Here is a 19,498-nt window from a genome sequence, read left to right as displayed (position 1 = left end):
ACTTTTGCCTGGGCGCCCACCTCGCCCGGATGGAAGCCCGGGTTGCGCTGACCGAGTTGTTCAAGCGGATCCGCGGATATGAGGTTGACGAGGCCAACGCCGTCCGCGTCCACTCCAGCAACGTCCGCGGATTCGCTCACCTACCGATCACCGTGGAGGTCCGCTGAATGCCCCGCTTTGACCCGTTGCCCGAACGCCGACCCACGATCGTAGCCGGCGCATCCTCCGGGATCGGAGAGGCCACCGCCATCGAACTCGCGGCACACGGCTTCCCCGTCGCCCTGGGCGCGCGCCGGGTGGAAAAGCTCAACGACATCGTCGGCAAGATCAACGCCGAGGGCGGCGAGGCGGTCGGATTCCACCTCGACGTCACCGACCCCAACTCGGTGAAATCCTTTGTCGCGCAGTCGGTCGACGCGCTCGGCGACATCGAGGTGCTGGTGACCGGCGCGGGCGACACCTACTTCGGCAAGCTCGCCGAGATCACCACCGACGAGTTCGAATCGCAGCTGCAGATCCACCTCGTCGGCGCCAACCGGCTGGCCGCCGCCGTCCTGCCGGGCATGCTCGAACGTCAACGCGGCGACCTCATCTTCGTCGGCTCCGACGTTGCCCTGCGCCAGCGGCCGCACATGGGGGCCTACGGCGCGGCCAAGGCCGCGCTGCTGGCGATGGTCACCAACTTCCAGATGGAGCTCGAGGGCACCGGCGTGCGGGCCTCGATCGTCCACCCCGGCCCGACGAAGACGGCGATGGGCTGGAGCTTGCCGGCCGAGAAGATCGGCCCCGCCCTGGAGGACTGGGCCAAGTGGGGCCAAGCGCGCCACGACTACTTCCTGCGCGCGGCGGACCTGGCGCGGGCCATCACGTTCGTCGCCGAGACGCCGCGCGGTGGCTTCATCGCAAACATGGAGCTCCAGCCCGAAGCCCCGTTGGCCGACAACAAACATCGCCAGAAACTCGCACTCGGCGAAGAGGGGATGCCGTCATGACGACCACCGCCATCGTGCCGCGGGTTTCCGGCGGCGAAGAAGAGCACGGTCATCTGGAGGAATTTCGCACCGACCCAATCGGGTTGATGCAGCGGGTGCGCGACGAGTGCGGCGACGTCGGCTGGTTCCAGTTGGCCGGCAAGCACGTCATCTTGCTGTCCGGCGCCAGCGCCAACGAATTCTTCTTCCGCTCCGCCGACGAGGACCTGGACCAGGCCGAGGCCTATCCGTTCATGACGCCGATCTTCGGCAAGGGCGTGGTGTTCGACGCCAGCCCCGAGCGGCGCAAGGAGATGCTGCACAACTCGGCGCTGCGCGGCGAGCAGATGAAGGGCCACGCCGCCACCATCGAGGGCGAAGTCAAGAAGATGATCGCGAACTGGGGCGACGAGGGCGAGATCGAGCTGCTCGACTTCTTCGCCGAGCTGACCATCTACACCTCGACGGCCTGCCTGATCGGGCTGAAGTTCCGCGAGCAGCTCGACCACCGGTTCGCGGAGTACTACCACATGCTCGAGCGCGGCACCGACCCGCTGTGCTACGTCGACCCCTACCTGCCGATCGAGAGTTTCAAGCTCCGCGACGAGGCACGCGTGAAACTCGTTGCGCTGGTGCAGGAAATCATGAATCAGCGAATCGCGAACCCGCCCAAGGACAAGGCCGACCGCGACATGCTCGACGTGCTGGTCTCGATCAAGGACGAGGAGGGCAACCTGCGCTTCTCGGCCGACGAGGTCACCGGGATGTTCATCTCGCTGATGTTCGCCGGGCACCACACCAGCTCGGGAACCTCCGCATGGACCCTGATCGAGCTGATCCGCCATCCCGAAGTGTACGCCGAGGTCCTGGCCGAGCTCGACGAGCTGTACGCCGACGGTCAAGAGGTGAGTTTCCATGCGCTGCGCTCGATTCCGAAGCTGGACAACGTGGTGAAGGAAACCCTCCGATTGCACCCGCCGCTGATCATCCTGATGCGGGTCGCCAAGGGGGAGTTCGAGGTCGAAGGCTTCCCGATTCACGACGGCGACTACGTCGCGGCCTCCCCGGCGATCTCGAACCGGATTCCCGAGGACTTTCCCGATCCGGACGCCTTCAAGCCCGACCGCTACAACAAGCCCGAGCAGGCCGACATCGTCAACCGCTGGACCTGGATTCCGTTCGGCGCGGGCCGGCACCGCTGCGTCGGCGCCGCGTTCGCCCAGATGCAGATCAAGGCGATCTTCTCGGTCCTGTTGCGCGAGTATGAGTTCGAGATGGCGCAGCCCGCCGACAGCTACCACAACGACCACTCCAAGATGGTCGTCCAGCTCGCCCGGCCGGCCAAGGCCCGCTACCGCAAGCGCAGCGCGTAAGGAGTCAGTCCCATGGGCGGATTCAGGATCGAAGCGGATCTGGATTTGTGTCAGGGCCACGCCATGTGTGAATTGGAGGCCCCGGACTACTTCCGGGTGCCCAAGCGGGGCAAGGTCGAGATCCTCGACCCCGAACCGCCCGAAGACGCCCGCGACGAAGTCGAGCGCGCGGTCGCTATGTGCCCAACGCAAGCACTGTTCATCAAAGAGAAAGAAGACTGACAATGACGTCGGAGCCGTCACACTCACGCGCGGAACTCGAGGCATGGGTCGACCGCTGGCTGCAGGCCAATAAGGACTGCGAAAAGGCCGGCGACTGGAAGCCGCTGGCGGACTTCTACGCCAAGGACGCCACCTACGGCTGGAACATCGGTCCCAAGGAGGACGTGATGTGCGTCGGCGTCGACGAGATCCGCGACATCGCGCTCGGCCTGGAGATGGAGGGCCTGGAGAACTGGGTCTACGAGTACCAGAAGGTGCTCATCGACGAGAAGCAGGGCGAGATCGTCGGCTTCTGGAAGCAGATCGTCAACAAGACCGACGGCACCCAGGACGAGATCTACGGGATCGGGGGCAGTTGGTTCCGCCTCAACGGCGACCAGCTCATCGAGTGGCAGCGCGACTTCTTCGACTTCGGTCACGTCGCGAAGATGTTCGCGACCTTGATCGAGTCCGGTGACCTGTCCGCGGGCATGCAGAAGCGGATCGAGCGCAGCCTGGCCGGCGAGAAGCTTCCCGGCTACTACCCGCTCGGACAGGCTCCGGTTCCCATCTGGTGATCTCCCGACCGGTTGGTGGTCCCCCCTTGTCGACAGCCCGGTGATGCAGGTCATAATGGTCTGCGAATGAGAACACGTTCTAAATTGCCGTCCGGCACCGGCCGGCCCCTTTCACCGACACTCGGGTCAGGGCATGCTGATGGAGGTCCTTCATGAAAACAAAAGGCGCGCTGATCTGGGAATTCAACCAGCCGTGGTCCGTCGAGGAAATCGAGATCGGTGACCCGCAGGCGCACGAGGTCAAGATCCAGATGGAAGCGGCCGGGATGTGCCATTCGGATCACCATCTAGTTACCGGCGGCATCCCGATGGCGGGCTTCCCGGTGCTGGGCGGCCACGAGGGCGCGGGCATCGTCACCGAGGTGGGGCCCGGCGTGGAGGACATCGCCCCGGGCGACCACGTGGTGCTGTCGTTCATCCCGTCCTGCGGGTCCTGCCCGACGTGTCAGGCCGGCTTGCGCAACCTGTGTGACCTCGGGGCGGGGCTGCTCGGCGGCGCCGCGGTATCCGACGGCACCTTCCGCATTCAGGCCCGCGGGCAGAACGTCTTTCCCATGACGCTGCTGGGCACCTTCTCGCCGTACATGGTCGTGCACCGCAGCTCGGTGGTGAAGATCGACCCGTCGGTCCCGTTTGAGGTGGCCGCCCTGGTCGGCTGCGGCGTCACCACCGGCTACGGTTCGGCGGTCCGCACCGCCGACATCCGGCCGGGCCAGGACGTCGCCATCGTCGGCGTCGGCGGCGTGGGCATGGCGGCGCTGCAGGGCGCTGTCAACGCGGGCGCGCGCTACATCTTCGCGATCGACCCGGTGGAGTGGAAGCGCGATCAGGCCCTGAAGTTCGGCGCCACGCACGTCTACCCCGACATCAACGCCGCGCTGGCGGGCATGGCCGAGGTGACCTATGGCCTGATGGCCCACAAGGTGGTGGTGACGGTCGGCGAGCTGCACGGCGCCGACGTCGACGCCTACCTGAACATCACCCAAAAGGGCGGCACCTGCGTGCTGACCGCGATCGGCAGCCTGCTGGACACCAACGTGACCCTGAACTTGGCGATGCTCACCCTGATGCAGAAGAACCTGCAGGGCACCATCTTCGGCGGCGGCAACCCGCAGTACGACATCCCGCAGCTGCTGTCGATGTACAAGGCCGGCAAGCTCAACCTGGACGACATGATCACCCGCCAGTACAAGCTCGAACAGATCAACGACGGCTACCAGGACATGCTGGACGGCAAGAACATTCGCGGCGTCATCCGGTACACCGACGCCGACCGGTAATCCGACCGGTCCTCGGTGACCAGCTTTCCCCACCTCTTGGCGCCGGGACGAATCGGCGCCATGACGGTACGCAACCGGGTCGTCATGTCTCCGATGGAGACGATGTACGGCACCCCGGACGGGCTGCCGTCACAGCGCACCCGCGACTACTTCGCCGCGCGCGCCAAGGGCGGGGTCGGCCTGATCACGTTGGGCGCCACCGGCGTCGACCATCACCATCCCGAGACACCGGGCGGCCTGCACCTGGCGACCGACGACGCGGTCGAGGCGCACCGGGCGCTGGTCGAAGTGGTGCACGAACACGGCGCCAAGATCCAGCCCCAGATCGTGCACGCCGGGCCCGACGGGCTCGGCCCGGAGATGTTCGGCGTCACCTCGGTGGGGCCCTCGGTGATCCCGTCCTACCTCACCGGGCGGCCGTCGGCCGAGATCAGCAAGCGCCAGCTCTGCGAGGTGTTCGATCTGTTCAAGGCCGCGGCGCGCCGTGCCGTCGAGGCCGGCTACGACGGTATCGAGCTACACGCCGCGCACGGCTACATGTTGCTGGGTTCCTTCCTTGCCCCGCAACGCAATCGGCGCACCGACGACTATCGGGGCGACTCGTCCCACGGGCGGGTGCGGGTGGTGCTGGAGGCGCTGGCCGCGATCGGCTCCGAGATTGGTGACGCCCTGCCGATCACGTTACGCATCTCCGGCTACGAGCGGGTCGCGGGCGGGCGGCCGATCTACGAAACCGCGCGGCTGGCAACCGAACTCGTCACCGCCGGCGTGAGCGCCTTCCACGTCAGTGGCGGCGTGATCGACCGGCTCGTCACCGGGATGGTCAACGGTGCCGACGACGGCGACGCACTCAACGTCGGCGCCGCGGCGGCGGTTAAGCAGGTGGTCGACGTGCCGGTGATCGCCGTGGGGCGCATCCACGACCCGGTGCGAGCCGAACGGATCCTGGCCGACGGGCGTGCCGATTTCGTCGCGATGGGCCGCCCGCTGCTGGCCGACCCGGACCTGCCGGGCAAGCTGCGATCCGGCCGTGCGCACCGGGTCCGCAAGTGCATCTCGTGCGAAAACTGCATCGACGCAATGGAACAACGCTTCTCGGTCGACTGCGCTGTCAATCCTCGCACCGGCAAGGAGCGGGAGCTGGCCGCGCCGCGCGCCAACCGCGCCAAGCGCGTGGTGGTGATCGGCGGCGGTCCGGCCGGACTGGAGGCCGCCCGCGTGGCCGCCGAGCGCGGCCACCGCGTCACGCTGTTCGAGCGCGGCGGCCAACTCGGCGGGGCCTTGCGGTGGGCATCGGTCCTGCATCCGGAGAACCAGCCATTCCTGCAATACCTGCGCGAGGAGATCAAGGCCAGCACGGTGAAAGTTCTTCTGGGCCGCAATGTTTCGGCCGACGAGGTGGCCGCAGCGGCCCCCGACGCGGTCGTGGTGGCCACCGGCGGGCACGTCGCCGTGCCGGCCATTCCCGGCGCCGACCTGCCGCACGTGCACACCGGTCCCGGGTTGCGCGAATTGCTCGATGGCCGGCTGTTCGCCGGCCGGCGACAGCGGCTGGTGCACCCCGCAGCGTTCCGGCTGGCAAGTCGCGCGTGGATGCCGTTGGGCCGGCGGGTCGCCATCATCGGCGGTGACCTGGTCGCCCTCGAACTCGCCGAGTTCCTCGCCGCCCGTGGCCGGTTCGTATCAATCCTTGAGGCGGGCAAGGACATCGCGCCCGAGGTGGGCAACAAACGCAAGACCGAGCACATGGACCGCCTCGACCGGCTCGGCGTCACCGTGCACGTCCGCGCGGCCGTCGAAAGGATCACGACCCAGGCCGTGGTTTTCACGCCGGCCGGCGGCGCCACCCGGCACCTGGCCGCCGACAGCGTCGTCATCGCCGGAACGGTCCAGCCCGACACCGGCCTGTTCGACACCCTGGTCGCTGCCATGACGGGCACCGAGGTGCATGCCGCCGGCGACTGCACCGGCCTCGGCCTCATCCGCAAAGCCACCGAGGAAGGCGCACGCGCCGCGTGCGCAATCTAGAGACAGGAGAACACCATGACCGAAACCGCTCAGGCCTCACCGGCTCTGGCCGCGTCGCAATCCTCGTGGCGCTGCGTGCAAGCCCACGACCGGGAGGGCTGGCTCGCGCTGATGGCCGACGACGTCGTCGTCGAGGACCCGATCGGCAAGTCCGTCACCAACCCCGACGGCGACGGTGTCAAGGGCAAGGAGGGCGTCGCGGCCTTCTACGACAACAACATCGCGGCCAACCAGCTGACCATCATTTGCGAGGAAACGTTTCCGTCGAGTTCGCCCGACGAGATCGCCCATATCCTAGTGCTGCACAGCAAGTTCGAGGGCGGGTTCACCAGCACGGTGCGCGGGGTGTTCACCTATAAGGTCAACGACGCGGGCCTGATCACCAACATGCGCGGCTACTGGAACCTCGACATGATGAAGTTCGGCAAGGAGGAGTGAGGCGCGCCCGAGCCGCCGACTGTGGGGCCTATGGACGAGTTCAACGCATTTTTCGTACTTAGGGCCCACAGTCTCGGCGGCACGAACAGTCAGCCTATCCGGCCGAGCCCGGTGAGGTTGCCCTGCATGGCCTTACCATCCATCAGCACCATGGTCGGCGTCTGCAGCGGATCGCTGAGGATGGTCAGCGACTTCGGCTGCCGCCACAACAGCGCCCCGTTGCCGGCGTCGACCACGCCGTAGGCGAACAGGTCGAGCGGCGTGGTCTGGTCGCAGCCGATCCGCGTGATGGTGTAGAGCAGGCCGTCGGCGATGGACAGATGTGGCAGCGCCGCGCTGCGAACCTTGTTCTCCCACACGGTGTGACAGCCGGGGTTGTCCACGTCGACCCGCGTCATCCCGCCGACAAACGGCGCCGTCGGCGGCACCGCGGGAGGTGCGCCCGCCGGGACCGCGGGGTACGGGTAGCCGTAGGTGCTGGACACGAACACCGAGTTGCCGACGCCGATCGGCGCGTTCTCGCTACCGGGGCCGCCCTGCGTCAAAACCGGTTGTTGGCAGATCAATTGGCCGGTGCCGGACTGGTACACGAGCGCGTGCACCTGGGGGCTGGCGTTGTCGACGATGGTCAGGTAGTCGGCGCCGGTAGTCGGGCCGAAGTACACCGGGGTGGAGCCCGTCCCCCAGCTGAGCTGCCCAGGCTTGCGGGCGGGGCCGCGGTCATAGGCTGCGCGCCAGAGGATTTGCGGGTTGCCCGCGAGGTCGAGGTTCAGCTCGTAGACGGCGAAGGTGGTGGCTACCGCGACGCGCCCGCTGGGCGCTGACGAGATGCTGTTCGCCACCTGCTCGCCGGCGGGCAGCTGCACGGTGGCGACGCCACCGCCCGGCTTCGATACGCCTACGACGCCGTTGCCGGTGGCGAACCAGACGTTGCCCGCGTAGTCGGGGACCAGGCCCACCGAGTTGTCGCCGGCGGGTATCGCGCCGGACAGGTCGGTGGACTCGGTGACGACCAGCTTCCAGCAGCCCAGCGCCCCGTCCTTGACGTGGGCGATGCGCAGCAGGTGGTTGGTGCCGTCGATCATCACCACCTGGTTGTTGTTGTCCAGGTAGGCGTACACGCCGCCGAGCAGGCCGCCCTTGGCGACGTGCAGCTTGGCCAACGGGACGAAGACCGGGACCCAGCCACCCGGATCGATCAGGACGACCGTCGGGGTCTGGCCAATGTCGGTGGTGCACAGCGCCAACACCAGCCCGTCGGTGCCCTGCATGATCGTCGGGCATGCCGCCAGTAGCGGGTAGCCGAAGATCGGGACCAGGTGAGCGCCGGGGCCGGGAAGCGGTCCCGCGTCGGAGGATTCGGAGTCGTTGTGCAGCGACGCCAAGCCCAGCGGCGCCATGAACGGGTTGGGCGGCGCCAACGGCCCGAACGCGGCGGCCGCCCGCACGGGTGGCGCGGCGCCCGAGACGAGGGCCGGGGCCATGGCGACGGCGCAAGCGGCCAGCAATGCCACGGGAAACCGCACAGAGGTCTCCTCCCGTGAATTGCGTACAGTGATTTTCCCGAGGCCGCGGAACGAAATCGCAACGGTGCGCTAACGATTCGGCTTCGAGACGGCGTGTCAGACGCAATTGCCTAGCGGCGGCTAAAGCTCAGGTGCGTGACACCGCTCGGGCTGGTCACCGACTCCACCACGAACCGTTGCTCGAGGTCTTCCACTCCTTGCCACAGCGGTTCCCCGCGCCCCAAGACGATGGGCACCACCGCGACGTGCATGCGGTCGACCAGATCCTCGGCGAGGAATTGCCGAATGCTCGACGGACCCCCACCGAGGCGAATGTCACCGCCTCCGGCCGCTTTTCGGACGATCTCGAGGGCTTCCGCCGGGGTGGCGTCGATGAAGTGGAAGGTGGTGCCGCCGTCCATCTCGATCGGTGGCCGGGGGTGGTGAGTAAGCACGAAGACCGGGGTGTGAAACGGCGGGTCGGCTCCCCACCAGCCTTTCCATTCGTCGCCGCTGACCCACGGGCCGCGCTGTGGGCCGAACTTGTTGCGTCCCATGATTTCGGCGCCAATGCCGGGCTCCCAGGTGCGGGCCAGGGCGTCGTCGATGCCCGTCGTCCCACCGGACTCGCCGTGCATCGCGCGGAAGGTGCGCGTCCCGAAGAACCACTCGTGCAACCGGCCGCCGGCGTGCCCGAACGGCGCGTCCGCGCTTTGCCCCATGCCGGTGCCGAAACCGTCGAGGGAAACCGAAAAATTGTGCACGCGCACCTCTGACATGGCGGGACTCCTCTGCATCGATTGTCGTCGCAGGATTGACCGTCCACACCCGCCAAACTCATCGGTCGAAGGCCGAACCTATGCTGGGGGCCATGGCGTCGATCTTCACCAAGATCATCAACCGTGAACTTCCCGGCCGCTTCGTCTACGAGGACGACGACATCGTCGCGTTCCTGACGATCGAGCCGATGACGCAGGGCCACACGCTGGTGGTGCCCCGCGCCGAGATCGATCAATGGCAGGACGTCGACGGCGCGGTGTTCGCCCGCGTCATGGCGGTGAGCCAGCTGATCGGCAAGGCCGTGTGCAAGGCGTTCCGGGTGGAGCGTGCCGGCCTGATCATCGCCGGGCTGGAGGTGCCCCATCTGCACGTCCACGTCTTCCCGACCCGCAGCCTGAAGGACTTCGGTTTCGCCAACGTGGACCGCAACCCCTCAGCGGAATCCCTCGATGCGGCCCAGGCCAAGATCAAGGCGGCGCTGGCTCAGCTGGCGTGAACCGGCTCCGGCGCGGGGACGTCGCTGACCCGGGGCAGCGTGACGCGGAAGCAGCACCCCTCGCCGGGTGAGGTCGTCACGGTTACGTCACCGCCGTGCGCGCGCACCAACGAGTCGACGATGGACAGCCCCAGGCCCGTGCCGCCGCTGGCCCGCGCCCGCGACGAGTCGGTGCGGTAGAACCGCTCGAACACACGCGACGCGTCCTGCTCACTCATTCCCGGTCCCTTGTCGGCCACTTCGAGCACCGCGTCGTTGCCCGCGGTGCCGACCCGAATGGTGACGTCGGCGCTGGGCGGGGTGTGCTGCAGGGCGTTAACGACGAGGTTGCTGAGCACCTGGCGAATCCGGGGTTCGTCGCCGAGCACCTCCGGGGTGCCGGGCCCGTCCAGGACCTCCATGGTGATGGCGCGCTTGGGGTCGATCGCCTGCGCGTCGTGCACGGCGTCGCTGGCCAACGCGAGCAGGTCGACGCGGTTGTGTTCCAGCGGACGCTGGACGTCCAGCCGGGCCAGCAGCAGCAGGTCGTCCACCAGCAGGCCCATCCGGCTGGCCTCGCTTTCGATGCGCGACAACAGCATCGACACGTCGCGCGCGGCGCCCTGGCGATACAGTTCCGCGAAGCCGCGGATGGTGGTCAGCGGGGTGCGCAGCTCGTGGCTGGCGTCGGTGATGAACCGCCGCATCCGTTCCTCGGAACCGCGGGCCTTCTCGGCGGACGACTCCGAGGAGGCCACGGCTTGCTGGATCTGGGTGAGCATTCCGTTGAGCGCCAACGAAAGTCGCCCCACCTCGGTTCGGGGATCGCGTTCGGGGACGCGGCGATCCAGCTGGCCGGCGGCGATGTCGGCGGCGGTGTGTTCGACCTCGGTCAGTGGCCGCAGGCTGCGGTGCACCACCGCGAAGCTGGCGATCCCGACGACGGCGAGCACCGCCACGCCGATGCCGATCTGCAGCCAGACCAACGAGCTGAGCGTGTGCTGCACGTCGGACAGGTCGACCGCGACCGTTGTCAGGCCGTGCGGCCCGCGCACCGACACCGCACGCCACTGGATGTCCGAGCCGTTGACCGAGGGCAGCGTCGTCGGATTGGGTCCGACATCGTTGTTGGGCGGCAGCGCCGGTTCGGCGTTGCGGTCGTTGATGGCGGTGAACGGGGTGCCGTCGGTGCCGATGCCGCGCACGTAGAACTTGGAGGGCGGGCGGCCGGGATCGGGGCCCTCGTAGGGCGGCGGCGACTGGCGCCGCGGAGCCTGCGCCCAGCTGCGCGACGCGTCGAGCAGCGTTTGGTCGATGCGGCTGATCAGGCTGTGCCGCAGGATCGAGGTGACGGCCAGACCGGAGACTGCCAGACCGCAGGCCACCAGGAGCAGGGTGGCGGCCACCAGGCCCACCCTGAGCGGCAATCCGCGTCGCACCTTGTTCGGCATCCTCGTTCTATTCGCCCTCAGCGCGGCTCCCGTAGTACGTAGCCCACGCCCCGCAGGGTGTGCAGCAGCCGCTTCTCCCCAGTGTCGATCTTGCGACGCAGATACGACACGTAGGACTCGACGACGTTCACGTCGCCGCCGAAGTCGTAGCGCCACACGTGGTCGAGGATCTTCGGCTTGCTCAGCACCGTGCCCGCGTTGATCACGAAGTAGCGCAGCAGGGTGAATTCGGTGGGCGAGAGCGACACCGGTTCGCCGGCCTTCCACACCTCGTGGGTCTCCTCGTCGAGTTCGATGTCGGCGAAACTCAGCCGGGCGTTGCGTGGTTCGGCCCCGCCCTTGCCGGCGCGCCGGAGAATGACCCGCAGCCGAGCGACGACCTCCTCGAGGCTGAACGGCTTCGTCACGTAGTCGTCGCCGCCGAGCGTCAGGCCCGCGATCTTGTCCTGCAGGGAGTCGCGGGCAGTCAAGAACAGCGCCGGGGCGTCGATGCCGTCCGCCCGCAGCCGCCGCAGCACCCCGAAGCCGTCCATGCCCGGCATCATCACGTCGAGGATCACCGCGTCGGGGCGGGCGTCACGGGCGCGATCCAGTGCCTGGGCGCCGTTGGTGGCCGTGTAGACCTCGAACCCCTGGAACTTCAGGCTGACGGAGAGCAGTTCGACGATGTTGGCCTCGTCGTCGATCACGAGGACGCGAGCTTCCGGTTTGGATCCGCTTTGGCTGGGCGCTGTCATGAGGTCACTTCTGTCCTTTGCTTGAACCTTTATTTGGAGAAGCCTTTCCAATTATTGTGTGATTCCTGAAAGCTCGATGCCAGTCGTCTGCTAACAGCCTGCAAAGAATCATGGTATGAGCTTGGAACGGCTGGGTTCGCGCAGGGGTGTCGTGAATAGACTCTGAAGGCATGAACTTCGCCAAGGGAATCGTGTCGCTCGCGACGGCCCCCGCGCGGGTCGGGCTGGCCGCGGCCGACGCGGGCTTGAACGTCGCCACCGCGGCGGTGGGGGTGGCGAAGCGTGCGCTGGGCGACGCCGGGGACTCCGGGACCTACGCGATGGCTTCGATGTTCGGGATCGACGAGGCGATCGTGCGCGCCAACCGGCTGGCCCGGCTGCTGGACGACGACGCGCCGCTGGGACGCGCCGTGGCGCCCGACGGCCCGTTGGACCGCTTACTGCGACCTGGCGGCGTGGTCGACATGCTGACCTCGGAGGGCGGCGTGCTCGACCGGCTGACCGCGGAGGGCGGCGCGCTGCAGCGCGCGCTGCAACCCGGCGGGCTGGCCGATCAGTTGCTCGACGAAAACGGGTTGGTCGAGCGGGTGCTATCCGAGGACGGTCTGGCGGACCGGCTGCTTGCCGAGGGCGGCCTCGTCGACAAGCTCACCGCCAGGAACGGTCCGCTGGAACAGCTCGCCGACGTCGCCGACACCCTGGCGCGGCTGACCCCGGGGATGGAGGCGCTGGAGCCGGCCATCGCCACCTTGCAGGACGCCGTCGTCGGCCTGACCATGGTGGTCAACCCGTTGAGCAACATCGCGGACCGGATCCCGCTGCCCGGCCGGCGGCGTCCCTCGTCGCGGCCGGTGCGCTCAACGCGGATCATCGAGAGCGACGAGTGACCCGTTAGGCTGGCACCCTGATTTACCCGGCCTCCTCAGCTCAGGGACAGCATCAATAGGACCGGCCGTCGGCGTACCGCAGTCGCCGGTAGGAGCGACCGTTGCCGCGATTCCTTGCTTTGTACGTCGGCAGCTGGCTGTCACAGTTGGGACAAATGAGCCGCAGATTCTCACGACGATTGTTGCTTGCGTCTCCGTTGATGTGGTCGACGATCAGCGCCAGGGTCACGCCGTTCCACTTGTCTGCGATGCCGCAGATCGCACAACAACCCCCCTGCTGCTCATAGAGGTAGTCCCGGACGTAGTGGCCTTGATAGGACCTGCGACCACAGACTCCGGTGTCGAGCCAGGCCTCCAAGAGCAAGCGTCGGCGGTGTGACTGTTGGCATGCATTGGTGCAGAACACCTTTAGCCGACGGCCTTTGAAAATGACTCCGCACCCGAGGCAGGTCACCGGCATAAGACAGACGCTATCGGTCAGTGCCGACAGGAACGGAGCCGCAATGGAGCCGCGTGAGAGACTCGAACTCTCGACATCCGCTTTACAAGAGCGACGCTCTACCAACTGAGCTAACGCGGCCGGGGCCGGCTCGATGAGCCATGAAGATTCTACGACGCGGTGATGCCGTCGGAGTTGCGAGCCGACTCGAGCAGGCGGAGGTGCGAGCCGGCGCGGTCGTGTCGTCATGTCGGGAGGAAACTCGCCGAAGGCGCGCCTTGCTAGGCGAGCGGTCGTCGGCTCAATCCTGACAACGGCCTCATTCCTCGAGATCAGATTTCGGGAGCTTTTAGCGCAATGACGAGGCTGCTAGCGTCGCGAAGAAGGACGGCTCGTGGTCGGGCAGCGGGTTAATGGTGCATCGGTAGGAAGGCGCATGAAATGGCCAAACACTCGCCGGCAAGACTGGTTGTTGCGGTTTGCGCTTCGGCGTTGGCATGGACCACCGGGTCCGGGGTCGCGTCTGCAGACCCAGATCTGACTCCCCTCATCAACACGACCTGCACTTATCCGCAGGCGGCGGCGGCGCTGAACGCGGCTTCGCCCGATGGTGGCGCGGAGTATGCCGCTTCCCCGGAGAGGCAGACCTGGCTACATGCATTTCTCGACGGAGGGGCTGAGCAGCGCCGGCAGCTGATCCAGCAGCAGGCGGCTCAGGTCAACCAGTACGCCGGATTTCTAGTGACGATGGCCAACACCTGCAAAAACTATCCAGCCGGCTAACGGCGGGATACGAGCACTCCAATTCCCAAGCAGCGCTGTTAGAGATGACTCACCGCAAACGCTGCGGCGTCGTTGGTCATCCCGTTCGTGCTGTACATGAGGTGTGCGAGTCCCGGCTGCGGGTTGGGGACACCAGAGCAGATGTCGTCGCCGGGAACGCACAACTCGATGGTCTTGGGCGCGTACAGCGGGCCGATCCTGATGGGCGGCGCGCCGTAGCTGCTCAGGAACTGGTCCGAGGGCTTTCCGAACAGTGCGACGGCGGCGACGTGGTTAGCGATCTGCGGCGGCATCGGCTTGGGTACGTACGGCATGTACTCAGCAGGTACTTCCTTCGGTACGGAAGCCGAGGTGAGGAAACCCGCGATGACTGCGCCTTGGGAGTAGCCGCCGATCACCATCCTGGTGTTCGGGCAGTTCGCCGCCATGTACTCAACATGGTCCCTCGCGTTGTAGATCCCGTTCATGACGGTGCTGAGGAACGGTAAGGCGGCTTGCAAATCGCCGGCGGGAGGAAAATCGCCGCTCGCGGGGTAGTCGACCCCGTATACGCCGATCGACCGATTGCCGGCTTGCGCGCGCAGGGAGTCGACAAATGCCTGTCCCACCGCGCCAACGCCGGGTGGCTCATAGGTACCGCGGGCGAACACGACCTCAATGTCGGGGCATGGTTCGGCGGACGCGGACGGGACGGGTGTCCCCAGCAGCGCCGCGCAGGTCGCGACAGCGCCAGCCCCAACGAAACGAACGATCTGGCGGGCGCCGACGAGGATCAGCAGGCGACGCGCCCACTCAGCTTGTATTGGTTTCCTGACTTTCATTTGCACCCCACAGTGTCGCGGCATCCCCCGACCCGTGGCTTGGTTAAATGCTGCCATACCGAGCAGCGAAATACCCCCCCTTGTCAGCAAAATACCGCCCCCAACAGGCCGGGACCGCCGCTATGTATGAGCTCGGCGGGCCCCTGGTCGTGTCGGAGTTGCGCCGAGGTGGCGGCCCGGCGAATCATCGACAACTAACATGAGCAATCTTCTCGGCGTCACTGGTTGAGCGTGGCCCTTAGGCGTGTTGACGAGTTGAAGCCCGGAGACAGGATCCGCATGAGGATCGGGCACGCCACCATCGTCGCGACCGAGCCCCTCGACGACGACCGAACCCTGATCACCTTTCTCTACGGCACGCAAGGGGCCGCCGACAACGACCTCACGGTGGATGTCCTGGACGACGACGAGTGGGGTTGGTAATCACGACTTCTTCGACGGGATGACGATGACGACGATCAACGTCAGGATCGAGAAGAACAGCCCGAGCAGGCCCCAACCGAGGGCGCTGCGGCCCTTCATGCCGGCGATCACGGCGCACACGATGGCGGCGATGATGCTGCCGATCGCGACGAAGATGCCTTTGATCCCCCTGAGGATGATGCCCGCGGCCTCGGGTTGTTGTGCCGCGGCAAGGACAACGCTGTGCAACATGATGCCTCCTCGATGAACGACACAGTCCGGACGTGCGCCGATCTGACCGGATAGATACCCAGCCGGGCGGGCAACCATGCCAGGAGCAGGGAGAGCTGGAGTAGTCCGGCCGGTAGCGGGTAGCCGGTGCCCAAAGGTTTTTTCGGTCTGGAGGTCACGCGATGCCGGTTACCGCGGGTCACGTTCCCGGCATGACGTCGGGTTTGCGCAGGGTCCCCATGGACCCGGGGCGCTTCCACAGCGGGCGTTGGTTCCTGCTGATCGAGGGCGTGCTGGTGAGCGCGTTCGGCATCGCCGGTTTGGTGTCCGCGGCAATGCATCCGCACGCCGGACCCACCGGCGCCCCCGTTCTCGGACTGACGTCGACACCGCTGCACAGCGGCCTGCTGCTGGCGTTGGGGGTGGTGGCCATTGCGGCCGTCGTGCATCGCCGCGCGGCGGTGACGGTCACCGCGGTCAGCGCGGTGAGCTACACGATGTTGTTGTTCTTCACCAGTGTCGCCACGGCGCGCAGGGTCCCGACGCCGATGGGCTTCCACGCCGCCGACATCTTGCTGCACGGGATTCTGGCGGTGGTCAACCTCGCGCTGCTGATGTGGCTGATTCCCGACGAGTTGGGAGACGAGGTCTGGGCGCCGCGACGGCGCCGGGGGCGGGATCGGCGGGAGCCCTCGCCTCCCGGGGCGGCCACGGCGCCGGTCCCCGCGCCGGCACCGGTGCAGGAGTCGGGTGCTCCCGCGGGCATGCCGGAGCCAGCCGCCACGCCGGTCAGCGTTCCCGAACCTCTCGAGCGGTCGAGGAGCGAAGCTTCCGACGAGCGCTCGGCCTACCACGGCGTCGAGACGGACGCGGTGCGATCACGCCGCGCCGCCGTCGCCGTGGCGGCCCTGGCAGCCGCCGTCGTCATCGCCGTCTGGCTACGCCGCCGCGGTCGCTAGAGCAATCCGCTCAGCTCGGCCGTCAGCCCACCCACACTGGTGTTGGTCACGGCGTGGATCAGGTCGCGGCCCACCGCGACCGGGAAGTGAACCGTCGCCGCGGCGACCTCGTCGACACCGTTTTGCACCGCGCCCACGATCGTCGCCGGATCGCCGGTGCCAAGGGCCGTCAAGCTGTTCCAGGCCGCGAATTGCGGCGCCGTGATCAGGTCGCGCACGTCGACGAACAGCTTGGTCGGCAAGGTGGCCGGCCCCACCGGCACGCCGTCCCAACTGACCAGCGACCAACCGCCCTGGGGACTGCCCTGCACCACGACCACGCCGGTGTTGGGCAACGGGTGGGTGAGCATCAGCAAGGGATCGGGATTGTTGACGTTCATCAGCGTGCCGACTTCGATCGCGAACTCGCTGGAGAACGCGACGTCGGTGATTTGGCCGTTGCCCGGGTTCACGACGGGGTTCGTCATCGCGGTGCCATACATCGTCTGCATCGCGTGGGTGAACCCCTGGTCGAAGACGATCCCGTTGATGTGGGCGGAGCCAGGGCCGAGCATCGGCACGATGGGGAATCCGAGCGTCCATGCCAGCGGCGCAACCAAATACAGCAGGCCCTGGGGGCTGATGTCCGGTGCGCCGTCGAAGACTCCGGCGCTGATCTCGTTGAGTCCGGCCAATATTGGCACATTGTTCATGCCGGCGAAGAACGCGGTCTGCTGGACCCTGGTCAGCTGCGATTCGAAAACCCCCGCGAAGTTACCTTGCGCCCCGAGCGCGGTGCCGATGGCCGTCGCCTGTTGGACGCCCAGCGGCGTGAGGGGCAATCCGGGTACGGCCGTGTCAATCAGGTTGGCGGCGTTGCCAACTGACTGCCCGTGCCGCACGAAGTCGATGACGATCGACTGCTGGTTGCCGCCGGTGCCGAACAGCGCCTGGTCGATCGCGCTTCCGAACGGGCTGTTGGCCCAGGCCCCGGTGATCGTGTTGAGCGGAGCGTTGAGGAACGCCTGCAGCTCGCTGGAAAGGCTGGCGGCGTTGACCGCCTCGGTGGCCGTGTACGACGACGACGCCGCGGTCAACGTCTGCACGAACTGCTCGTAGTACGTCGTCGCCCGCGCCGCCGCCGCCTGATAGTCCTGGGCGTGCGCGCCAAACAGCGCCGCGATGGCCGCCGACACCTCGTCGCCGCCCGCCGCCGCCAGCTCGGTCGTCGGAAAGGCCGCGGCCAGATTGCCGGCGGTCACGTCCGAACCGATGCGCGCCACGTCGGCCGCGACCGTCTCCAAAATTTCTGGCAGAACGAGCACAGATGACATTCGCCTAAACCCCCCGGTTTGGTTTTGAGTACTAGCCATCATGAAGCGCGAGGGGCGAAGGTGTGGCCGATTTCGACCAATCGCCGGCGCGCGAAAGGCTTACCGCCGAGCGTCCTTGCGCGCGAGGAACGCCCGCATGTGCTGTTGCGGCTCGCCGGTCAGGAACGCCAGACCGAACTGCTCGACGCTGTCCTCGACGGCCCTCTGCACGGTCATGTCGAACCAGCTGTTGAGGAGGCGCTTTTGTTGCCGGACCGCCTGCGGGCCGAACCCGCTCAGCTTGGCGCCGAGCTCGGCGATGCGGGCGTCGAGGGCGCCGGGCGCGACGACCTCGTGCACCAGGCCCCAGGCGGCGGCCGTGTCGGCGTCGATCGTTTCACCTGTGAGCAGTAGCCAGGTCGCATGCGAGGCCCCGATCAGCCGTGGGATCAACGCCGCATGGATGACCGACGGGATGCCGACCGCCACCTCCGGCATGCCGAATTTTGCACCCGACTCCGCGACCCGCAGATCGCACGATGCCGCGACCTCCAACCCGCCGCCGAGACACCAGCCCGCGAGCCTCGCGATGACGGGGACGGGGCAGTCGCGGATGGCCTCGCACAGCCCCGCGAGCCGGCGGATGAACACTTCGGCGCTGGACCGGTCGAGGGTGACCATCTCGTTGATGTCGGCCCCGCCGATGAAGGCCTTCTCACCGGCTCCGCGCAAGACGACGACCCGCACGTCGCCGTCCTGGCTGACGGCGCCGAACGCCTGGGTCAGTTCGTCGATGGCGCCGGTGCCGATGATGTTCAGCGGCTTGGAGTTGATCAACTCGATGGTGACCGAGCCGCCGTCGCGGCCGAGCCTGACGAATTGGCTGTCCGTCGTGTGCATGCTCTACGCGTACACGAGTCGCGGGGAAAGGTCAGCAACAAAAAGCCGCCCCGGCGCGAACCGGGGCGGCTTCTCGGCTGTTCCTGCGGGCCCGCGAGGCGTCAGTACAGCGGAACCCAGACGCCGAAGAACCAGTAACCCCAACCGCCGTAGTACCAGTTGAAGACCGGGAAGACGGTGAAGGTGTTGTACTCGAACGGGCCGAAGTCGGACCGGGCGTAGACCACGTCGCGCGGCGGACCGTCCCACGGGCGGTTCCACCCGCCGGGAGGCGGCGGGCCGTCCCATCCGCCGGGGGGCGGTGGGCCATACCAGCCGGGCGGGGCGTGGTGCGGGGCCGGGCCGTCGTTCCAGCCCCACCCGCGCTCCGGCGGCGGAGGCGGCGCGCCGCGGCCCACGACGCTGAATTGGACATCGCCCGCCGGGCCGCCGATTTCCGCGCTCGCCGTGACCAGATCGCGGCGCGGGACGTAGGCCGGATGGGGCGGCTGCGTGCTCGGCGGGTTGAGCGCCGGGCGAGCCTCCCGGCCGGACGGCGGGGTGGTTTGCCCACTCGCGGGCGCGGTGGTTTGTGCGCTCGGCGCCGTCGTCTGCCCGCCCGGCTGGGTGGTTTCCGTCCTCGGCGGCTCGCTGCCTCGGGTCCACGACGGGTGCGTGCTTTCGGTCGCCGGCGGCTCGCTGGATTGGGTGGCCGGCGGCTGCGTGCTCTGGGTGGCCGGCGGTTGCGTCGAGTGCGTCGCCGGCGGCTGGCTTTGGGTGGCCGGCGGCTGGCTTTGGGTGCTCGGCTCATGGGTCTGCGGCGGGTTCTGCGGGGCCTGCGTCGCTCCGCCGCCACCACCACCGCCGCCGTGGCAGTTCGGGCACGGCGGTGGCGGGTCCAGCGGCGCCGAGCTGGCGAACCCGGGGTTCAGGGCGGAGATGCTGAGCCCCGCCGCGACCGCCGCCGCGCTGACGATACGTTTCATAG

Annotated in this window: 22 protein-coding genes, 1 tRNA gene and 1 pseudogene; 13 read left to right on the top strand and 11 right to left on the bottom strand. The window is 67.5% G+C overall.

Annotated features, from left to right (window positions below):
* The 8 genes and pseudogenes from A5712_RS30905 to A5712_RS18365 form a co-directional block, all read left to right on the top strand.
* A pseudogene (locus A5712_RS30905) lies at nt 1–167 on the top strand (cytochrome P450); the annotation flags it as partial.
* Nucleotides 168–992, top strand: coding sequence for an SDR family oxidoreductase (locus A5712_RS18395; RefSeq protein ID WP_068107853.1), 825 nt, complete (start codon nt 168–170; stop codon nt 990–992).
* Nucleotides 989–2,344, top strand: a complete 1,356-nt coding sequence (locus A5712_RS18390) for a cytochrome P450 (RefSeq protein WP_068107851.1) — start codon at nt 989–991, stop codon at nt 2,342–2,344. The genes A5712_RS18395 and A5712_RS18390 overlap by 4 nt, the downstream gene beginning before the upstream one ends.
* Before the next feature lie 12 nt (nt 2,345–2,356).
* Nucleotides 2,357–2,566, top strand: coding sequence for a ferredoxin (locus tag A5712_RS18385; RefSeq protein WP_068107848.1), 210 nt, complete (start codon nt 2,357–2,359; stop codon nt 2,564–2,566).
* A gap of 2 nt (nt 2,567–2,568) precedes the next feature.
* Nucleotides 2,569–3,123, top strand: coding sequence for a hypothetical protein (locus A5712_RS18380; protein ID WP_068107845.1), 555 nt, complete (start codon nt 2,569–2,571; stop codon nt 3,121–3,123).
* A 152-nt stretch (nt 3,124–3,275) separates the two neighbouring features.
* Nucleotides 3,276–4,403: an NDMA-dependent alcohol dehydrogenase gene (locus A5712_RS18375; protein WP_068107842.1), complete on the top strand. Its 1,128-nt coding sequence runs from the start codon at nt 3,276–3,278 to the stop codon at nt 4,401–4,403.
* Nucleotides 4,404–4,418: 15 nt separating this feature from the next.
* Nucleotides 4,419–6,431, top strand: a complete 2,013-nt coding sequence (locus A5712_RS18370) for an FAD-dependent oxidoreductase (protein WP_068107840.1) — start codon at nt 4,419–4,421, stop codon at nt 6,429–6,431.
* Between the two features lie 15 nt (nt 6,432–6,446).
* On the top strand, nt 6,447–6,869 hold the full coding sequence (locus A5712_RS18365) for a ketosteroid isomerase family protein (protein ID WP_068107838.1): 423 nt from the start codon (nt 6,447–6,449) through the stop codon (nt 6,867–6,869).
* A gap of 89 nt (nt 6,870–6,958) precedes the next feature.
* Here the strand turns inward: A5712_RS18365 and A5712_RS18360 are convergent, their stop codons facing one another.
* Both A5712_RS18360 and A5712_RS18355 read right to left on the bottom strand, forming a co-directional pair.
* Nucleotides 6,959–8,353 carry a hypothetical protein gene (locus A5712_RS18360; protein WP_156766623.1) on the bottom strand — a complete coding sequence of 465 codons (1,395 nt, stop codon included), beginning with the start codon at nt 8,351–8,353 and terminating at the stop codon, nt 6,959–6,961.
* A gap of 152 nt (nt 8,354–8,505) precedes the next feature.
* A complete protein-coding gene (locus tag A5712_RS18355; RefSeq protein ID WP_068107834.1) occupies nt 8,506–9,153 on the bottom strand; it encodes a dihydrofolate reductase family protein in 648 nt (215 codons plus the stop codon).
* A 92-nt stretch (nt 9,154–9,245) separates the two neighbouring features.
* Between A5712_RS18355 and A5712_RS18350 the strand changes: the two genes are divergently transcribed.
* Nucleotides 9,246–9,650: an HIT family protein gene (locus A5712_RS18350; RefSeq protein ID WP_068107860.1), complete on the top strand. Its 405-nt coding sequence runs from the start codon at nt 9,246–9,248 to the stop codon at nt 9,648–9,650.
* Here the strand turns inward: A5712_RS18350 and A5712_RS18345 are convergent.
* Together A5712_RS18345 and phoP are read right to left on the bottom strand one after the other, a co-directional pair.
* Nucleotides 9,638–11,080: a cell wall metabolism sensor histidine kinase WalK gene (locus tag A5712_RS18345; RefSeq protein WP_068107832.1), complete on the bottom strand. Its 1,443-nt coding sequence runs from the start codon at nt 11,078–11,080 to the stop codon at nt 9,638–9,640. The two genes, A5712_RS18350 and A5712_RS18345, sit on opposite strands and share 13 nt — an antisense overlap.
* Before the next feature lie 17 nt (nt 11,081–11,097).
* Nucleotides 11,098–11,817, bottom strand: coding sequence for a two-component system response regulator PhoP (gene phoP / locus A5712_RS18340; protein ID WP_067155676.1), 720 nt, complete (start codon nt 11,815–11,817; stop codon nt 11,098–11,100).
* A gap of 170 nt (nt 11,818–11,987) precedes the next feature.
* Between phoP and A5712_RS18335 the strand changes: the two genes are divergently transcribed.
* Complete coding sequence (locus A5712_RS18335) at nt 11,988–12,704, top strand: hypothetical protein (protein ID WP_068107831.1); 717 nt, start codon at nt 11,988–11,990, stop codon at nt 12,702–12,704.
* Between the two features lie 52 nt (nt 12,705–12,756).
* On the opposite strand, the gene A5712_RS18330 is transcribed toward A5712_RS18335, so the two are convergent.
* Nucleotides 12,757–13,164, bottom strand: coding sequence for an HNH endonuclease (locus A5712_RS18330; RefSeq protein WP_068107829.1), 408 nt, complete (start codon nt 13,162–13,164; stop codon nt 12,757–12,759).
* A 44-nt stretch (nt 13,165–13,208) separates the two neighbouring features.
* Nucleotides 13,209–13,284 (bottom strand) — tRNA-Thr (locus A5712_RS18325).
* Between the two features lie 300 nt (nt 13,285–13,584).
* On the opposite strand from A5712_RS18325, the gene A5712_RS18320 reads away from it, so the two are divergent.
* Entirely contained in the window at nt 13,585–13,926 is a 342-nt protein-coding gene (locus tag A5712_RS18320) for a hemophore-related protein (protein WP_068107827.1), read from the top strand.
* A gap of 38 nt (nt 13,927–13,964) precedes the next feature.
* Here the strand turns inward: A5712_RS18320 and A5712_RS18315 are convergent, their stop codons facing one another.
* Entirely contained in the window at nt 13,965–14,747 is a 783-nt protein-coding gene (locus tag A5712_RS18315; RefSeq protein ID WP_082973511.1) for a cutinase family protein, read from the bottom strand.
* A 279-nt stretch (nt 14,748–15,026) separates the two neighbouring features.
* Here A5712_RS18315 and A5712_RS31410 point away from each other — a divergent pair, with 279 nt between their 5' ends.
* On the top strand, nt 15,027–15,170 hold the full coding sequence (locus A5712_RS31410; RefSeq protein ID WP_173817342.1) for a hypothetical protein: 144 nt from the start codon (nt 15,027–15,029) through the stop codon (nt 15,168–15,170).
* Here A5712_RS31410 and A5712_RS18305 read toward each other — a convergent pair whose 3' ends face one another.
* Complete coding sequence (locus tag A5712_RS18305) at nt 15,171–15,401, bottom strand: deoxyribodipyrimidine photolyase (protein ID WP_068107822.1); 231 nt, start codon at nt 15,399–15,401, stop codon at nt 15,171–15,173.
* A gap of 161 nt (nt 15,402–15,562) precedes the next feature.
* On the opposite strand from A5712_RS18305, the gene A5712_RS18300 reads away from it, so the two are divergent.
* Nucleotides 15,563–16,339, top strand: a complete 777-nt coding sequence (locus A5712_RS18300) for a DUF4383 domain-containing protein (RefSeq protein WP_082973510.1) — start codon at nt 15,563–15,565, stop codon at nt 16,337–16,339.
* Here A5712_RS18300 and A5712_RS18295 read toward each other — a convergent pair.
* The 3 genes from A5712_RS18295 to A5712_RS31405 all read right to left on the bottom strand — a co-directional run bounded on the left by A5712_RS18295 (nt 16,336) and on the right by A5712_RS31405 (nt 19,496).
* Nucleotides 16,336–17,652 (bottom strand): PE domain-containing protein, encoded by a 1,317-nt coding sequence (locus A5712_RS18295; protein ID WP_068107818.1) that lies wholly within the window; start codon nt 17,650–17,652, stop codon nt 16,336–16,338. The genes A5712_RS18300 and A5712_RS18295 overlap by 4 nt on opposite strands.
* A gap of 99 nt (nt 17,653–17,751) precedes the next feature.
* Entirely contained in the window at nt 17,752–18,531 is a 780-nt protein-coding gene (locus A5712_RS18290) for an enoyl-CoA hydratase (protein ID WP_068107816.1), read from the bottom strand.
* A 101-nt stretch (nt 18,532–18,632) separates the two neighbouring features.
* A complete protein-coding gene (locus tag A5712_RS31405; RefSeq protein ID WP_068107814.1) occupies nt 18,633–19,496 on the bottom strand; it encodes an MAP_0585 family protein in 864 nt (287 codons plus the stop codon).
* Between the last annotated feature and the right edge of the window lie 2 nt (nt 19,497–19,498).

The organism is Mycobacterium sp. E2327 (genome assembly GCF_001672675.1).
Classification (GTDB): domain Bacteria; phylum Actinomycetota; class Actinomycetes; order Mycobacteriales; family Mycobacteriaceae; genus Mycobacterium.
This window is presented reverse-complemented; position numbering and strand designations above follow the sequence as displayed.

Bases quoted from the DNA above. Each gene is read 5' to 3' on its own strand.
- A5712_RS18395 (WP_068107853.1), top strand. From the start codon at position 168: ATGCCCCGCTTTGACCCGTTGCCCGAACGCCGACCCACGATCGTAGCC.
- A5712_RS18290 (WP_068107816.1), bottom strand. From the start codon at position 18,531: ATGCACACGACGGACAGCCAATTCGTCAGGCTCGGCCGCGACGGCGGC.
- A5712_RS18350 (WP_068107860.1), top strand. From the start codon at position 9,246: ATGGCGTCGATCTTCACCAAGATCATCAACCGTGAACTTCCCGGCCGC.
- A5712_RS18315 (WP_082973511.1), bottom strand. From the start codon at position 14,747: ATGAAAGTCAGGAAACCAATACAAGCTGAGTGGGCGCGTCGCCTGCTG.
- A5712_RS31405 (WP_068107814.1), bottom strand. From the start codon at position 19,496: ATGAAACGTATCGTCAGCGCGGCGGCGGTCGCGGCGGGGCTCAGCATC.
- A5712_RS18380 (WP_068107845.1), top strand. From the start codon at position 2,569: ATGACGTCGGAGCCGTCACACTCACGCGCGGAACTCGAGGCATGGGTC.
- A5712_RS18345 (WP_068107832.1), bottom strand. From the start codon at position 11,080: ATGCCGAACAAGGTGCGACGCGGATTGCCGCTCAGGGTGGGCCTGGTG.
- A5712_RS18355 (WP_068107834.1), bottom strand. From the start codon at position 9,153: ATGTCAGAGGTGCGCGTGCACAATTTTTCGGTTTCCCTCGACGGTTTC.
- phoP (WP_067155676.1), bottom strand. From the start codon at position 11,817: ATGACAGCGCCCAGCCAAAGCGGATCCAAACCGGAAGCTCGCGTCCTC.
- A5712_RS18305 (WP_068107822.1), bottom strand. From the start codon at position 15,401: ATGTTGCACAGCGTTGTCCTTGCCGCGGCACAACAACCCGAGGCCGCG.
- A5712_RS18300 (WP_082973510.1), top strand. From the start codon at position 15,563: ATGCCGGTTACCGCGGGTCACGTTCCCGGCATGACGTCGGGTTTGCGC.
- A5712_RS18320 (WP_068107827.1), top strand. From the start codon at position 13,585: ATGGCCAAACACTCGCCGGCAAGACTGGTTGTTGCGGTTTGCGCTTCG.
- A5712_RS18365 (WP_068107838.1), top strand. From the start codon at position 6,447: ATGACCGAAACCGCTCAGGCCTCACCGGCTCTGGCCGCGTCGCAATCC.
- A5712_RS18375 (WP_068107842.1), top strand. From the start codon at position 3,276: ATGAAAACAAAAGGCGCGCTGATCTGGGAATTCAACCAGCCGTGGTCC.
- A5712_RS18295 (WP_068107818.1), bottom strand. From the start codon at position 17,652: ATGTCATCTGTGCTCGTTCTGCCAGAAATTTTGGAGACGGTCGCGGCC.
- A5712_RS18335 (WP_068107831.1), top strand. From the start codon at position 11,988: ATGAACTTCGCCAAGGGAATCGTGTCGCTCGCGACGGCCCCCGCGCGG.
- A5712_RS18390 (WP_068107851.1), top strand. From the start codon at position 989: ATGACGACCACCGCCATCGTGCCGCGGGTTTCCGGCGGCGAAGAAGAG.
- A5712_RS31410 (WP_173817342.1), top strand. From the start codon at position 15,027: ATGAGGATCGGGCACGCCACCATCGTCGCGACCGAGCCCCTCGACGAC.
- A5712_RS18330 (WP_068107829.1), bottom strand. From the start codon at position 13,164: ATGCCGGTGACCTGCCTCGGGTGCGGAGTCATTTTCAAAGGCCGTCGG.
- A5712_RS18360 (WP_156766623.1), bottom strand. From the start codon at position 8,353: ATGGCCCCGGCCCTCGTCTCGGGCGCCGCGCCACCCGTGCGGGCGGCC.
- A5712_RS18385 (WP_068107848.1), top strand. From the start codon at position 2,357: ATGGGCGGATTCAGGATCGAAGCGGATCTGGATTTGTGTCAGGGCCAC.